The following is a 14,466-nucleotide window of genomic DNA, read 5'->3' as shown; positions in this document are numbered from 1 at the left end:
TCAATGCGCTAGAGGATGAACCAGGCGGCGACGCAGACTAGGACAAAAAGAATGGTCGCGGAAAAGAAACCACCAGCGAAAAAGCCGAACGCCATGGCAATCATAAGGGCGACAACCGCCACCGTGCCCCATTTAAACAGGCCCGTGAAACCGGCATAAGTTTTCTCATGCTCAGCATAGTCCATCGGTGCGCCAAGTTCAGCCGGAGCCGTCGTATGATGTTCTGCCATTTTCGTTCCACCCATTCAGATTTTCCACCCAACATCGATGATGTTAAGCGAAAACACCTGCAATCTTCAATCTGCACACAACAAAAGCCCGGCACGAACGCCAAGTCTTTTCGTCGCAGCAACCCTCTCTCTCCGCGTAAAGCGGTTCCGCAGTCTTCGTAAATCGGATTCGCGCAATGCGCTACATCTAATTATTTAGAACACTGCCTATAGAACGCATAGTAATCGCTTATACGCCCAGTCCCGTATATTTCGCAGTCGGCAATATCGTCAGCGGCACAACAGTGCTGCGGCTATCGGCAAACATCGCCTGCCGCTCGCGCGGCAATGACTTGAAGAATGGAAAGCGCACCGCAACCGCATCGCGGATATTGCGGATCGGCGCGGCACCCAGTCCAACTTTGATGCCATAGCCCGCATGTTCACGCGCATCGGCCATCATCGACGTGCCGAAAATGCGTTTGTAAAATGCCATATGCTCCGGCTTGACCGATGCAAGGCATTGATCAGCCACGAAAAATTCCGACGCCATCGCAGCAATGCGCAATGTGATATAGGGGATGGCCGGATATTCGCTCAGCAACTCCGGATCGGCGGCAAAGCGGGTTGGATCGACGAAATGCATGCCGCTATTGAGCAGCGGATCGAGAATATCGGGAAAAAGCGCATAGCTTGTTCCCTTGCGATGATCGGGCGTGATGTGATGAATACGCAATGTGCTGACGAGCTGCCCGTCAACATGCACCCCGTAGACGAAAGCGTGGCTGTCCCGGTCTATATCGTCGACGATGGACGGCACTTCGGCCTCATCCATCACATTGCGGGTACGATAGGAGCGGTAGCGAAGCCGACCGATCTCTTCCAGATCTTCCGCATGGACGATCCGTCGATATTCAACACGATCCAGAAAATGCAGCAGCTGTCGCGCAAAATTGGATAGCGGCGGTTTCTCCCCCGAGACAGCTGAATCAGTCATATAAGCGATTTCCGCACCATCAAATCATGCAAATCATACATTTCAATTCAGCGCGCAGAATAAGCAGGTTTACCTTCATGTAAAGGTATAAGTTCAACTGCATATACGCCCCCGCGCCATTTTCCCGGCACAGTATTGCCACAGATTCGCCACATGGAAACAGCGTTTTTTCGATGCTCAGTGTGAGAAATGCGCTAGAAACCGCATTTCGGGGCCTTTTGCCATCTTTGCCGTAATGAAGCGCCCGCTCCGGAGCGGCACTCCTGATTAACGGAACGAAATTCAGCCCGCCCCACCCGCATCCGTCGCGCGCAATTGTCACGGGGTGCGGTCTGGCCAAAAAAGATCAGGCCGATGGTCAGGCGACGGTACGACCGCCTTCGCGCCAAGTGACGGATTTTGTCGTCATCGAACCGATTGTGTCCGCAGGCAGCGGCATGCCGAGAAGATAGCCCTGAACCAGATCGGCACCAGCAGCAACGCGGATGAGCGCCAGCTGTTCTTCGGTCTCCACACCTTCGACGGTCACGCCGAGACCCAGCTCATGCGAGAGCTGCGTCACACCGCGCAACAGCATCAGCGACCGGCGGTCTGTGGTGATATCGCGGACAAAGGAGCGGTCCACTTTCACCTTGGTCAGCGGCAACGTGTTGAGATAGCTGAGGCTGGAATAGCCCGTGCCGAAATCATCGAGCGCAATATTGATGCCGGCATTCTTCAGCCGCTGCAAAACCATCGACGTCTTGTTGCGGTCGGCGATGATTGCGCTTTCCGTCACTTCGACTTCCAGACGATGGGCGGGAAGACCCGACTTCTGCAAGGCAGAGGCAATATCGCGGGCAATCTCGTTGCTCTTCAGATCGATGGCCGACAGATTGACGGAAACGCCGATGCGATCACCCCAGGTCAGGCAGTCCTTGCAGGCCTGATCCAGCATGAAGCGAGTGATATCGGTGATGATGCCCATTTCCTCGGCCAGAGGAATGAATTCGGCAGGCGGCACCGAACCCAGCTCCGGATGCACCCAGCGCGCCAGCGCTTCACAAGCCACAATGCGCAGAGACTGTGCACTGACGATGGGCTGGTAGACAACCTTGATTTCATTGTTGCCGATGGCCTGCCGGAGATCAGCCTTGAGCTTCTGACGGCTGCGATATTTGGTATCCATCGCGCCGACGAAAACCGCCCATTGCCGGTCTTCATGACCCTTCGCTTCATAAAGCGCCAGATCCGCATTGATATGCATATTGCCGACATCGCAATTGGCAATGTTTTCAATCGCAATACCGGCGCTGATGTCGATATGAACATGATCACCGTCGAGATCATAAACGCCGGACACGACCGACGTGATATGATCCATGATGCCGGTAATTTCCGCCTGGTTCTGGAGATTGAAAACAAACACGACGAATTCGTCGCCGCCAAATCGCGAGACCACAAAGCGCTGCTGGTCGAGCGAATAAAGCCGCTGCGCAAACAGCCGCAACAACACGTCGCCCGTATGGTGGCCAAGCGTATCGTTGACATGCTTGAAGTGATTGATGTCGATGACGACCAGCGCCGCAAAGCTGTCCGCCGACTGATGGGCGCGCAATGTGCGCACCATTGTCTCGAAATAGTTACGGTTGGGAAGACTGGTCAGACCGTCGAACCGCGCCATGTGCTGAATGCGGGCTTCCGCCTCGACGCGCTGCGTCACATCCTCGAACATGAGAACCGCGCCATCGCCGACAGTCTGGTTGCCGATACATTCTATATAGCGCTCACCGGAAAGCTGGAAAATGTCACGCGTCTTGCGTCCGGCGACAAGGTCGGTCATGCGGGCGCGTACATTCGCCATATCATTATGCGGAAACAAACCTTCCCGCGCGCAATAGCGCAGCAGCACTTCCAGCCGGCGCCCGTGCAACTTGGTGTGCTCGGCGATCCGCAGCATCGCCTTGGCCTTGTTGTTGATCACCGCAATGCGCTGCTGGCCGTCGAGCATGAGCAGGCCCTGCGGCATATTGTTGAGCGCGGCATCGAAACGCCCCGCCACAATTGACAGACGCCGCTTGCCCATCACGGCCGCGAAGAGAAACTCACGCAGGCCGTTGGCCATCTCGATATTGGACAGGAAATACGGGATCAGCAGCAGGCCGATGATGATGTGAAAGGGAGTCCCCGCAAGCACGAGCCCGGCGAGCACCGGAATCAGCGTGCAGATCGACATCAAAACGACGGCCTTCGCCGAGGCATAATTGCGCCCGACGATGGAAACGACCGAAGCCAGCAGAATGGTCAGACTGGCCAGCTCGGCAAATGGATCACGCAGCACGAAGATCGAGAAGAAGCACAACATACCAAGCGTCGCGCAGACCAGCGAAGCACCGATGAGATAACGCAACTCCCAGCGGTCGAGATCAGCGGATGTAAGATGACCTAGTCTGGCACGGTCGAACTGTCGCATGTCGTAGAGACGACCGAGAGCGACAACGGCAAAAAGCCCGGCAAACCCGATGAAATGCCAGTCGACAGTTTTCACATAGATGACAACACAGGCCACCACATGGGCCAACAAGCCAAACCAGAGCGTGGTGCGATTACCATACAGTGATCGCATGAAAGAAAGCCGCACGTCTGCAGGTATGTCAGGTTTACGGCTCCGCCACATGTCCTTGCTTGTGTCCCTATCGTGAGGGCGATTATTGCACTAATGACTTAAAAATATCTTTCGCGAAATGAAACCACAAGCTGTTACCCCCGCCACCATAAGATGTATCCCAATTATTCACAGGGGAACAACTTAACAGCAACATGCGAAATAACAATACAACCATAGGCTTTCAAAGCGGAGGCCTTCAAACAATTTGGCCGTGAAAGCAGAGACAAAAAACGCCCTGTATTTCGCCTCGCGGCGCGATTGCAATTCACAAGCATTCTATAACAAAACTAGAGAATATCACCGAATAACAATCGCCGACGGTGAAAACGCGGAGGAAAGCACGCCAATGCGGAATAAATCCCTATCCCGCACGAATGCTCTCAGAGGCTGTGTCCGCCATCCACATTGACGATGGTGCCGGTCATGTAGCGGCTGGCATCGGAGGCCAGCATCAGCACCACGCCGTCCAGATCCTGCGGTTCGCCGAGACGGCGCAACGGATTACGTCCTTTGAAGTAGCCCGCAGCCGGTCCGTTGAGCTGTTCTTCGTTGATTCGGGTCGGAAACCAGCCCGGCGAGATCGCATTGACGCGAATATCATGTGCGGCCCATTCGAGTGCAAGCGCACGCGTCATCTGCGTGATGCAGGCTTTCGACATGGAATAGGCGGCAGCGCCTTTCTGCGGCCTGTCGCCCAGAATGCTGGTCGTGTTGATGATCGAGCCGCCCGCGCCTTGTGCGATCATGCGGCGCGCAGCTTCCTGCGCCACGAAGAAAGCACCCGCCACATTGACCTCGAAAATATGTTCGAGCATGTCGCGTGTCGTATCGAGCGCACGCGCCATATGGGCGACGCCAGCATTGTTGAACAGGGTCGAGATCGGCCCGAAACGCTGTTCCGCTTCATCGAAGGCGCGCATGATTTCATCCGGATGAGTGACATCCGCCATGATTTCAAGAACTTCCCCGCCCGACGGACACAGGCTTTCGCCCGCATGCGTGCGTGAAATAGAGATCACCCGCGCCCCGTGTCCCGCCAGCACATGCACCATGCGCAAACCCAGACCCGAGGAGCCTCCCGTCACGGCAATAACCTTGCCCCGAACGGAGAAAAGCTGATCGTCAGTCATACATCCCCTCAACTGCCAATCCATCTTCACTCCTATTAGGATATTCATAACGGCATTTGAACCGTGCACAGAGGCAAAAAATGCTTCAAATCAGGACAATACACAAAAGGCGCGCGAGCGTGATGAAAAGACGACACTAATTGCCAATTGCGAGAGGTTATGCTGACGCACATCTTGTCCGAAAACTGTTTCACTCTTTTCGGGATGTGTTCTATTGCAGAAGGCTGAATGCCGCTCCAGATAAGAGCCAAATCAACGGATCCGAATGCTATGTCGAAGTCCCGCCCCCTGATTGCCGTACCGACTGACGTCAAACCTTTCGAGAATTACACCTGGCATGCAGCACCGGATCAATATCTGGCTGCGGCAATCGATGTTGCGCAAGTGACGCCGCTTCTGGTGCCAAGCTTTGGCGACAAGATCGATCTCGACGCCATTCTCGACGCAGTGGACGGCGTGTTGATCACTGGCTCGAAATCGAACGTCAACCCGTCGCTTTATGGCGTGGAACCGAGCACTGCCTTCGAACCCTATGACAATGCCCGTGACGCGACCTCGCTGCCGCTGATCCGCGCAGCCATTGAAAAAGGCGTACCAGTGCTGGCGATCTGCCGCGGCATTCAGGAGCTGAATGTGGCGCTGGGCGGCACGCTCGCCACTGAAATTCAGGAATTGCAGGGGCGCATGGACCACCGCGCACCGGAATCCGAAAGTCAGGCAGAGCGTTTCGCTATCCAGCACCCGATCCGGATCAAGCCGGATTCATGCCTCGGCGCAATTTTGAAAGAAGACAGCGTAAAGGTAAACTCGGTGCACCGTCAGGCCATCGACCGGCTTGCGCCACGCCTTGAAGTAGAAGCTGTAGCTGAAGACGGCACAGTGGAAGCCGTTTCCGTCAAGGACGCCAAAGGCTTTGTCGTCGGCGTCCAGTGGCATCCGGAATACTGGGTCCAGTCCGACGCCCCCTCGCGGAAGATATTCGAGGCCTTCGGCGACGCGGTGCGTGAACACAAGGGTGGGGAATAGGGGAATAGGGGAATAGGGGAATAGGGGAATAGGGGAATAGGGGAATAGGGGAATAGGGGAATAGGGGAATAGGGGAATAGGGGAATAGGGTGATTGACGCAGAGGCGTCTATCAAGCTCCTTCTTCACTTACTCCCCTACTGCCTTACTCCCCTATTCCCTTAACGAATTCCGTTTCCGGAACCGGCGTGATCGCCTTGCCGGTATCAAACCATGAAATGAGATTGTCGATCACCAGATCCGCCATGGCCTGACGGGTTTTATGCGATGCAGATGCGATATGCGGCAGCAAAACCGTGTTTGGCGCATCGAGCAGACCTTGCGGCACGGAGGGTTCGTTCGCGAAGACGTCCAGACCCGCAGCGGCAATGGTGCCATTGTTCAGCGCCGCAGCCAGCGCATCCTCATCGACCAGCGAACCGCGACCGACATTGATCAACACACCATCCGGGCCGAGCGCTTGCAGCACTTCTGCATTCACCGCCTTGGCAGTTTCCGCGCCGCCCGGGGCAACCAGAATAAGCGTATCGACCGCCTTGGCCAGCTCAAGTAGGCTCGGGTAGTAATCATAGGAGACGCCTTCAGCCTTGCGGCGGTTGTGGTAGGAAACCGGCAGACCGAAAGCCTCCACGCGATGGGCGACCGCCTTGCCAATACGGCCTAGGCCGAAAATGCCGACCTTGCGTCCGCGCAGCGACAGCTTCGACAGCGGATAACGGCCTTCCTTTTCCCAACGGCCCGCACGCAGGAATTCCTGCGACTTCGACAATTCGCGCACGGTGTCGATCAGGAGACCAAGCGCCGTATCGGCCACTTCGTCGGTCAGCACGTCGGGCGTATTGGTGACCATCACGTTGCGGGCAGCGGCATGTTTGGCGTCAACCGCATCATAACCAACGCCGAAATTGCCGATGATTTTCAGGTTTGGCAAAGCGTCGATCAGCGCTGCATCGACGGTGGACATGCTGGCAATGCCACGCACATCGTTCGCCCAGGCCGCATCGACCAGCGCCGCATCACCGCGCGGGATACGGCGGACGGAAAACTCGCCGGACAGGCGGTCTACGGCATAATCGTTGAAATTTCCGAGCACCAGAACGGTTGCGTCGCGCTTGGTCATGACAATATTCCTCTGGGAAGCATTTCGCAGTTCACGGGGAGACCGGCGACCGGTCTGGGTGAACCGGACCCGGAGCGGGGGAAATCAGGGATGTTTGGGCTTGGACGTCGATTGCCGGATATGCAGTTCCGGCTTGATGAGTTCTTGCGTCGAGGCAACCTCGACACCATTCAGCTGATCGAGCAGAGCGCGGGCGGCGCGACGGCCAACTTCGCGCTGGCCGTTCCAGACGGTTGTAAGCGCGGGCGTGGCAATGGCCGCCTCTTCCAGATCATCATAGCCGGTGACGGAAATATCGTCGCCCGGCACCAGTCCGGCGCGTGCAATGCCGTTCATCAGGCCGATTGCGGTCAGATCATTCCAGCAGACGGCGGCGGTCGGCTTGTCCTTCAAGGCGAGGAACTGCGGTGCGACTTCGAACCCGCCCTGCTTGGTACGCGGACCCGCAATGCGCCAGTCGTCGCGAATTTCCAGCCCGGCTTTGTCCATCGCCTGCACATAGCCGCGATAACGGTCACGACCGGTCGAGGTCTGGTCGGTGCCGCCGATCATCGCAATGCGCTTATGACCAAGCGAAATCAGGTGGTTGGTGGCAAGGCCGACGCCATAGGCATCATCGCCGCGAAACACCGGCGCATGAACGCCTTCGACACTGCGCGCGATGAACACGACCGGCAGGCCGTTATCCTCGGCGATCTGGATATCTTCCGGCGGTGTGCCGATGGCGGGCGACATGATCACCCCGTCAGCGCCAAGCTGCAAAAGCGTGTCCATGAAGGTGCGCTGCTTTTCCAGCTGGTCGTAGTGATTGGACAGAATGAAGGTCTGGCGAGACCGGTCGAGTTCCGATTCGATGGATTTCAGAATTTCCGCGAAAAACGGATTCATGATGTCATGCACCACGACACCAACGATCCCCGACCGCGATGTGCGCAGGCTCGCTGCCCGACGGTTATAGATATAACCGATGGCGCGGGCATGTTCCTTGATCTTCTCACGGGTCTGGTCGGCGACAAGCGGGCTGTCGCGCAGCGCAAGCGAAACGGTAGCTGTCGAGACACCCAGCGCATCAGCGATGGTCGAAAGCTTGATTTTCTGGGCCAAGTCGCCTCCCCCAACGGTCCATGCCACGAACGCCCATGGGTCTCATGTCACACGGGCGTCATCATTAAAACGGTTATGCCATTGCAATTATTGAATTGAAAGTTTTTTTGGCAGTAACCCGCAGCCGGATTTGCTTATTCGGCTTCGTCGTCGTCAATGGTATCGGTGGACGGTTCTTCAACCACACGTGACAGACCGCGCAGCGCAAGATTGCCTTCCATACGGCCAAGCATTTTCAGGAAAGTCTTGCGTTCCTTCTTGTCGAGCCCCTTCAGCATGTCCTTGTCGGTCTTGCGGATGGATTTCTCGATCGCCTTGATCGTCTCAAGCCCGGTCTGGGTAAGATAGACATGCGACTGGCGCTGATCGGTTTCGGAGGCGCGCTTGGCGACAAAGCCCTGCCCTTGCAGGCGGGCAATCGTCTTGGTGATGGTCGGCGGGCGCACACCGAGGCGCTGCGCAAGCACGCCGGGCGTCAACCCGTCTTCGGCAGCCAGTTGCAGCATGACCGCATCCTGCCCGGCATAAAGTCCCTGCTCCAGAAGCCGTGTGGCCAGAACTGTTCTTGAAAGACGCGCGACGGATTGCAACCGGTAAAGTACAACCGCTTTATTGTCCTTGTTCATTGCCACCTCACCCTTTGTTGCGACTTCATTTTGTCGCTCGATCGACATTGCCCGAGATGTTTATAGCGTAAAATATTGTCCGACTTATGAAACAACAAGGTTAAAAACGTTCCGCTAAATCAAAAGCCAGTCTTGTCGCCGCTCGGCTTGCCCCTCCGGCTCCCCGGGTTTAGGTTCAGGGCCCGATTAATAAAGTGAGGAAAACATGACGGAACTGCGCGATCAGAACAGCGATATGATTGTCGTCCTGCCCCTTGGCGCACACGAACAGCATGGCCCTCACCTGCCATTCGAGACGGATACGATCATCGCGGAAGGTATTGTCGCGCGGGTCGGCGAGGCGATACCGGCTGGTCTGAACGTCAACTTCCTGCCGGTGCAGCCTGTCGGCTATTCGATCGAGCATATGGATACCGAAGGCACCCAGAGCCTTGCCTTTTCCGAAGCGGTCAACCAGTGGATCGGCATCGGCGAAAACCTGCATGCGGGCGGCATCCGCAAGCTGGTCATGCTCAACGCCCATGGCGGCAACTCGCCTTTGATGACCATCGTTGCGACCGAATTGCGCGTCCGCCTCGGCATGCTCGCGGTCGCAACCAGCTGGACGCGCTTCGGCCTTCCTGAAGGACTGATCACCCCGGAAGAGAAGGCGCTCGACATCCATGGCGGCTTTATCGAAACCTCGGTGATGCTCGCGCTGCGGCCCGACCTCGTGGATATGTCGAAAGCACGCAATTTCGGCAATGCGCAGTCCGGCTTTGCCGAAGAGTTCAAATATCTGCGCGCTTATGGCCCGCATGCGTTCGGTTGGAAAATGCACGACCTGAATACCGACGGCGTTGCAGGCAATGCCGCTGCGGCGACAGCAGAAGCAGGCGAAAAGCTGATCGCCAATGCCGTGTCGGGCTTTGTCGATCTGCTGCGCGATGTCGACCGCTTCGATCTGGCGCGGTTCAAATCCTGAAGCGGGAAACCGGGCATTTCCGGTCAATCCGACCAGCGGTTCATCAATGGCGGGAATGTGATGCGGCAGATGTAATAATATAGCGTTGCATATGGTATTACTGTCGTCGTTCCCTTATATGAATTGTCCGATCTGAAGCCCCGTTATGCGCCTTTGTGCGCCGACCGATCCGGGGCCGTAACTTCAAGAGGCAAGACCATGAGCCAGGCTGAAGCCCAAACCACAGCAGAGGCGACCACTGAAGCTGGCCGCATTCCCGTTACCGTTCTGACCGGCTATCTGGGCTCGGGCAAGACCACCCTTCTCAACCGCATTCTGACCGAGAATCACGGCAAGCGTTATGCCGTCATCGTCAATGAATTCGGCGAGATCGGCATCGACAACGACCTGATCGTCGAGTCGGATGAAGAAATCTACGAAATGAACAATGGCTGCATCTGCTGCACCGTGCGTGGCGACCTGATCCGCGTGGTTGAAGGTCTGATGCGCCGCCCGGGCCGTTTCGACGCCATCGTCGTGGAAACCACCGGCCTTGCCGATCCGGTTCCGGTCGCTCAAACCTTCTTCATGGATGACGACGTGCGCGCCAAGACCGGCCTCGACGCTGTTGTCGCGCTGGTCGACGCCAAGCATCTGCCGCTGCGCCTCAAGGACAGCCGCGAAGCCGAAGACCAGATCGCCTTTGCCGATGTGGTGCTGATCAACAAGACCGATCTGGTGACGCCGCAGGAACTGGCCACCATCGAAGCCACCGTGCGCGCTATCAATCCACATGCCGTGATTCACCGCACCGAGCGCGCTTCGATCCCGCTTGAGCGCGTGCTCGACCGTGGCGCTTTCGACCTGAAGCGCGTGCTGGAAAACGACCCGCATTTCCTCGACCATGATCATCCGGATCATGTCTGCGGACCGGATTGCGACCACGATCACGGGCATGACCACCACCATCATGATCATCATGGGCATGAGCATCACGGGCACGATCACCATGCGCATGATCACGACCATGACCATCATCACCATGACCACGATCATGTCTGCGGCCCGGACTGTGATCACGATCATCACCATCATGACCACGCCTCGCCGATCCATGATGTAACCGTGAAGTCCGTTTCGCTGCGGGCCGGTGACATCGATCCGGCGAAATTCTTCCCGTGGATTCAGAACATCACCCAGACCCAAGGGCCGAATATTCTGCGCCTCAAGGGCATCATCGCTTTCAAGGACGATCCGGACCGCTATGTGGTTCAGGGCGTTCACATGATCATCGAAGGCGATCACCAGCGCGCATGGAAGCCGGAAGAAAAGCGGGAAAGCCGCCTTGTCTTCATCGGACGCGAACTCGACCCGGCTGAATTGAAAGCCGGTTTCGAAAACTGCCAAGTTAAATAAGAAATACTGGACACTGATGCCTACAGTTGCCCCGCTTGACCTCGAAGGTCATTGCCTCCATGCACGCTTCATCGGCGGCGTTCCATTTTTTGCCATGGCCGATGGGACGATCCACCGGCTCGATAACGGCAGCCAGAGTTCAACGGCCCATGACGGGCTGTTGAGCGCTGCGATTTCCATTGACGGCAAATCACTCATCACCGGCGGCGAAGACGGTCGCGTCTGCCGCACCGATGCCAGTGGCACGGTGACCGAACTTGCAAAAGTTCCGCGCAAGTGGATGACGGCGGTTGCTGCCGGTCCCGGCGGCACGGTCGGCTTTGCATCGGGCCGTTCGGCCTGGGTGCGCAGCTCTGACGGCAAGGTGCAGGAATTCCCGCAGGAACGCAGTGTTGAAGGCATTGCCTTTGCGCCAAAGGGCCAGCGGCTTGCGATTGCCCGTTACAACGGCGCAACACTGATCTGGACTGGCACGGCAGCCAAGCCTGCCGAACTGGAATGGAAAGGTGCGCATATCGGCGTCATTTTCTCGCCCGATGGCCGCTTTCTCATCACCTCGATGCAGGAAAATGCCTTGCATGGCTGGCGTCTCGAAGACACCAAACACATGCGCATGACCGGCTATCCGGCAAAGGTGAAGGACTGGTCATGGAGCGTGAAGGCCAAGTGGCTTGCAACGTCCGGTGCGCCTGCGGCCATTGTCTGGCCTTTTGCAGGCAAGGACGGCCCGATGGGCAAGGCCCCGCTTGAGCTTGGCCTGCGTGGCGACAGCATGGTGACGGCGGTTGCCTGCCATCCCGTCGAGGACATCGTCGCCATTGGTTATAATGACGGCATGATCATGCTGGTTCGTTTTGCTGATCAGAAGGAAGTTCTGCTGCGCCGCCCCGGCAAGGGCGCCGTCTCCAGCATGGGCTGGGACGATCAGGGCCACCGCCTCGCCTTCGGTTCGGAAGCGGGGGATTGTGGCATCGTTTCGTTAAGGGATTAGGGGAATAAGGGAGTAAGGCAGTAGGGGAATAGGTTTTAAGAGAGTGTCAGGCGCTTCTAGCCCAACATACTCCCCTATTCCCTTATTCCCCTACTGCCCTAAAACTCAGGGTCTCTTCATCGAAACCGCAGGCGCACCGTCCGGTCCAAGCGAGGCGACCCACTGGCTGATTGCAGCGGCATCCTTGTCACCAAGCATGTGATCGGCATCAATCGTGCGCGCATCGACGCGTGCGCCGCTGGAGCGCAGAAGCGCGGAGAGCGCAGGCGCAAACGGCGAATAGAGCTTGTCTTCCTCACCCGTGATCGTCAGTACGCGCGTTTTGCTCAGATTGGCGACCGGCGCATTGTCCAGCACCGGCATCGAGCGCATCAGCACGGCGCGTTTCACCAGATCGGGATGTAGCATCATGGTTGCCGCCAGAAGATTGGCGCCGTTCGAATAGCCTACGAAGGTCGCATGGGTGAGGTCGAGGTCCTTGTCTTCGGCAAGGCGCGTCAGGAACGTCACGAAAGCATTGGCTTCGAGCTTGATATCTTTCTGGTCGAACTTGACCGGCGTGATGCGCTTGTACCAGCGCGTGCCACCGTCCTGCATGACGCGACCGCGAATGCCGAGCAGCGTCGCGCGCGGCCAGATCTTGGATGCCAGCGGAATGAGGCTGGTTTCATTACCACCCGAACCGTGCAGCAGGATTACCAGCTCGTTGGACGCCTTTTCCGGCGTATAGAAGCGGTGAATGAACTGCTTGCTGCGGGAAAAATTCTGTTCCGGCGTGATTTCCGTATCCATCTTCTTCTCGCGCATGGTGACGCCTTCACCGAGCTTCGGGGCGCCTTCTTCTTCTTTCATCGAAGCGGCAATGCCGCTCAGTGCCTTGCCCTGACCTTTCGTGGAGACAGCCACAGGCTGCCCCTCAGCAAAAGCCGAGCCGGTCGATACCATAAGCGCAGCCGCCAAAGCGGCAATAAACATCTTCTTTACCATGATCTCAACATAGCCAACGAGACGTTAACGAAGGTTTGAAAGTGGCACTCGCAGAAAGCCCATAACGTGCCTGCCTTCGCGGCGAATGCAACTCCCTTAACAGCAGAGATTGAGCGAGAATATGGCAGAATAACGAAAAATTTCGACGTGTTACAATTCTGTTACAAGTCGGGAAAACCATCAACAATGCGTGAGCCACGAACTAGTGGTGAAAACACCATGTTTCTGACGCTTTCAGCGTCAAAATGGGGTATTATTCCAAGAGGATGGATAACGGACATGAGCAGCTTCAAACCCGGTCGTCTTTCGCATGCCCGTCTCACGCATGATGCGGTGACACCGAAAAACATCTATCTGCATCGCCGCCAGTTCATGGCAGGTCTCGGCGCGCTTGCCACAATAGGCACCGTCGGGGGCTTTGCATCCTCGGCATTTGCAGATCCGCTCAAGGCGGCCGCCTCTGCCTACAAGGTGGATGAAAAGCTGACGCCGAAGGAAGACGTCACCACCTACAATAATTTTTACGAGTTCGGCACCGACAAGAGCGATCCTTCCGCCAATTCCGCCGACTACAAGCCGCTGCCCTGGAAGCTGACCGTCGACGGGCTGGTGAAGCAGCCAAAAGAATTCGACATGCGCGACCTGATCGCCAAAATGCCGCTTGAGGAACGCATCTACCGTATGCGCTGCGTCGAGGCATGGTCGATGGTGATCCCGTGGATCGGCTTTCCGCTTGCAAGCCTGCTATCACAGGTCGAGCCGCTCGGTTCCGCCAAATATATCGCCTTCACCGGTGTCGTGCGCCCGGAGGAAATGCCGGGTCAGAAGGGGCTGTTTCAGGTGCTGGACTGGCCCTATGTCGAAGGGCTGCGGCTGGACGAAGCCAGGCATCCGCTGACAATTCTGGCGGTCGGGCTTTATGGCGAGACGCTCCCCAACGCCAATGGCGCGCCAATCCGCCTTGTTGTGCCGTGGAAATATGGTTTCAAGGGCATCAAGGCCATTACCCGCATCAGTTTTGTCGAGAAGCAGCCGCCCACGTCCTGGCAGCAGCAAGCTGCCAATGAATATGGCTTCTATGCCAATGTTAATCCGGCGGTCGACCATCCGCGCTGGAGCCAGGCAAGCGAACGGCGCATCGGCGAAGACAGTTTCTTCGCCTCAAGCCGCCGCCCGACCTTGCCCTTCAACGGCTATGCGGACGAAGTCGCATCGCTTTATGCCGGCATGGACCTGAAGGCGAATTATTGACATGACGGCTGAGAGGGCAG

At 57.0% G+C, this 14,466-nt stretch carries 13 protein-coding genes; 5 read left to right on the top strand and 8 right to left on the bottom strand.

The annotated features are described in order from the left end of the window. Nucleotides 1–8 precede the first annotated feature (8 nt). The 4 genes from FHW00_RS18225 to FHW00_RS18210 form a co-directional block, all read right to left on the bottom strand. The gene (locus FHW00_RS18225; protein ID WP_078341239.1) at nt 9–230 is read right to left on the bottom strand and encodes an aa3-type cytochrome c oxidase subunit IV; all 222 of its coding nucleotides are present in this window, start codon (nt 228–230) and stop codon (nt 9–11) included. Nucleotides 231–459: 229 nt separating this feature from the next. Continuing rightward, nucleotides 460–1,206 carry an N-acyl amino acid synthase FeeM domain-containing protein gene (locus FHW00_RS18220; RefSeq protein ID WP_078341224.1) on the bottom strand — a complete coding sequence of 249 codons (747 nt, stop codon included), beginning with the start codon at nt 1,204–1,206 and terminating at the stop codon, nt 460–462. Nucleotides 1,207–1,564: 358 nt separating this feature from the next. Continuing rightward, on the bottom strand, nt 1,565–3,862 hold the full coding sequence (locus FHW00_RS18215; protein WP_078341223.1) for a putative bifunctional diguanylate cyclase/phosphodiesterase: 2,298 nt from the start codon (nt 3,860–3,862) through the stop codon (nt 1,565–1,567). 371 nt (nt 3,863–4,233) lie between these two features. After that, entirely contained in the window at nt 4,234–4,983 is a 750-nt protein-coding gene (locus FHW00_RS18210) for an SDR family NAD(P)-dependent oxidoreductase (RefSeq protein ID WP_078341222.1), read from the bottom strand. 270 nt (nt 4,984–5,253) lie between these two features. Here FHW00_RS18210 and FHW00_RS18205 point away from each other — a divergent pair, with 270 nt between their 5' ends. Next, nucleotides 5,254–6,009 (top strand): gamma-glutamyl-gamma-aminobutyrate hydrolase family protein, encoded by a 756-nt coding sequence (locus tag FHW00_RS18205; RefSeq protein ID WP_078341238.1) that lies wholly within the window; start codon nt 5,254–5,256, stop codon nt 6,007–6,009. A 144-nt stretch (nt 6,010–6,153) separates the two neighbouring features. Here the strand turns inward: FHW00_RS18205 and FHW00_RS18200 are convergent, their stop codons facing one another. The 3 genes from FHW00_RS18200 to FHW00_RS18190 all read right to left on the bottom strand — a co-directional run bounded on the left by FHW00_RS18200 (nt 6,154) and on the right by FHW00_RS18190 (nt 8,858). Beyond that, nucleotides 6,154–7,128, bottom strand: a complete 975-nt coding sequence (locus FHW00_RS18200; protein ID WP_182514678.1) for a 2-hydroxyacid dehydrogenase — start codon at nt 7,126–7,128, stop codon at nt 6,154–6,156. A gap of 84 nt (nt 7,129–7,212) precedes the next feature. Continuing rightward, nucleotides 7,213–8,232, bottom strand: coding sequence for a LacI family DNA-binding transcriptional regulator (locus FHW00_RS18195; RefSeq protein ID WP_078339941.1), 1,020 nt, complete (start codon nt 8,230–8,232; stop codon nt 7,213–7,215). Nucleotides 8,233–8,366: 134 nt separating this feature from the next. After that, a complete protein-coding gene (locus FHW00_RS18190) occupies nt 8,367–8,858 on the bottom strand; it encodes a MarR family winged helix-turn-helix transcriptional regulator (protein ID WP_078339967.1) in 492 nt (163 codons plus the stop codon). Nucleotides 8,859–9,063: 205 nt separating this feature from the next. Between FHW00_RS18190 and FHW00_RS18185 the strand changes: the two genes are divergently transcribed. From FHW00_RS18185 to FHW00_RS18175, 3 genes are all read left to right on the top strand, one after another. Further along, nucleotides 9,064–9,822: a creatininase family protein gene (locus FHW00_RS18185; protein ID WP_078339940.1), complete on the top strand. Its 759-nt coding sequence runs from the start codon at nt 9,064–9,066 to the stop codon at nt 9,820–9,822. 198 nt (nt 9,823–10,020) lie between these two features. Further along, a complete protein-coding gene (locus FHW00_RS18180) occupies nt 10,021–11,217 on the top strand; it encodes a CobW family GTP-binding protein (protein ID WP_078339939.1) in 1,197 nt (398 codons plus the stop codon). A 16-nt stretch (nt 11,218–11,233) separates the two neighbouring features. Further along, nucleotides 11,234–12,208 carry a WD40 repeat domain-containing protein gene (locus tag FHW00_RS18175; protein ID WP_078339938.1) on the top strand — a complete coding sequence of 325 codons (975 nt, stop codon included), beginning with the start codon at nt 11,234–11,236 and terminating at the stop codon, nt 12,206–12,208. Between the two features lie 105 nt (nt 12,209–12,313). Here FHW00_RS18175 and FHW00_RS18170 read toward each other — a convergent pair whose 3' ends face one another. Further along, on the bottom strand, nt 12,314–13,195 hold the full coding sequence (locus FHW00_RS18170) for an alpha/beta hydrolase (protein ID WP_078339937.1): 882 nt from the start codon (nt 13,193–13,195) through the stop codon (nt 12,314–12,316). A 279-nt stretch (nt 13,196–13,474) separates the two neighbouring features. Between FHW00_RS18170 and msrP the strand changes: the two genes are divergently transcribed. Beyond that, the gene (gene msrP, locus FHW00_RS18165) at nt 13,475–14,446 is read left to right on the top strand and encodes a protein-methionine-sulfoxide reductase catalytic subunit MsrP (RefSeq protein WP_078339936.1); all 972 of its coding nucleotides are present in this window, start codon (nt 13,475–13,477) and stop codon (nt 14,444–14,446) included. Nucleotides 14,447–14,466 lie beyond the last annotated feature (20 nt).

Origin of the sequence: Ochrobactrum sp. P6BSIII (genome assembly GCF_014138065.1) — a bacterium.
In the GTDB taxonomy this organism is placed as follows: Bacteria; Pseudomonadota; Alphaproteobacteria; order Rhizobiales; family Rhizobiaceae; genus Brucella.
The sequence above is the reverse complement of the archived record's forward strand: the minus strand, read 5'-3'. Positions and strand labels throughout refer to the sequence as shown.

What these genes read in the sequence shown, in the direction of transcription:
- FHW00_RS18170 (WP_078339937.1), bottom strand. Translation starts at nt 13,195, where the DNA reads ATGGTAAAGAAGATGTTTATTGCCGCTTTGGCGGCTGCGCTTATGGTA.
- FHW00_RS18210 (WP_078341222.1), bottom strand. Translation starts at nt 4,983, where the DNA reads ATGACTGACGATCAGCTTTTCTCCGTTCGGGGCAAGGTTATTGCCGTG.
- FHW00_RS18215 (WP_078341223.1), bottom strand. Translation starts at nt 3,862, where the DNA reads ATGTGGCGGAGCCGTAAACCTGACATACCTGCAGACGTGCGGCTTTCT.
- FHW00_RS18200 (WP_182514678.1), bottom strand. Translation starts at nt 7,128, where the DNA reads ATGACCAAGCGCGACGCAACCGTTCTGGTGCTCGGAAATTTCAACGAT.
- FHW00_RS18205 (WP_078341238.1), top strand. Translation starts at nt 5,254, where the DNA reads ATGTCGAAGTCCCGCCCCCTGATTGCCGTACCGACTGACGTCAAACCT.
- FHW00_RS18225 (WP_078341239.1), bottom strand. Translation starts at nt 230, where the DNA reads ATGGCAGAACATCATACGACGGCTCCGGCTGAACTTGGCGCACCGATG.
- FHW00_RS18185 (WP_078339940.1), top strand. Translation starts at nt 9,064, where the DNA reads ATGACGGAACTGCGCGATCAGAACAGCGATATGATTGTCGTCCTGCCC.
- FHW00_RS18220 (WP_078341224.1), bottom strand. Translation starts at nt 1,206, where the DNA reads ATGACTGATTCAGCTGTCTCGGGGGAGAAACCGCCGCTATCCAATTTT.
- msrP (WP_078339936.1), top strand. Translation starts at nt 13,475, where the DNA reads ATGAGCAGCTTCAAACCCGGTCGTCTTTCGCATGCCCGTCTCACGCAT.
- FHW00_RS18180 (WP_078339939.1), top strand. Translation starts at nt 10,021, where the DNA reads ATGAGCCAGGCTGAAGCCCAAACCACAGCAGAGGCGACCACTGAAGCT.
- FHW00_RS18190 (WP_078339967.1), bottom strand. Translation starts at nt 8,858, where the DNA reads ATGAACAAGGACAATAAAGCGGTTGTACTTTACCGGTTGCAATCCGTC.
- FHW00_RS18175 (WP_078339938.1), top strand. Translation starts at nt 11,234, where the DNA reads ATGCCTACAGTTGCCCCGCTTGACCTCGAAGGTCATTGCCTCCATGCA.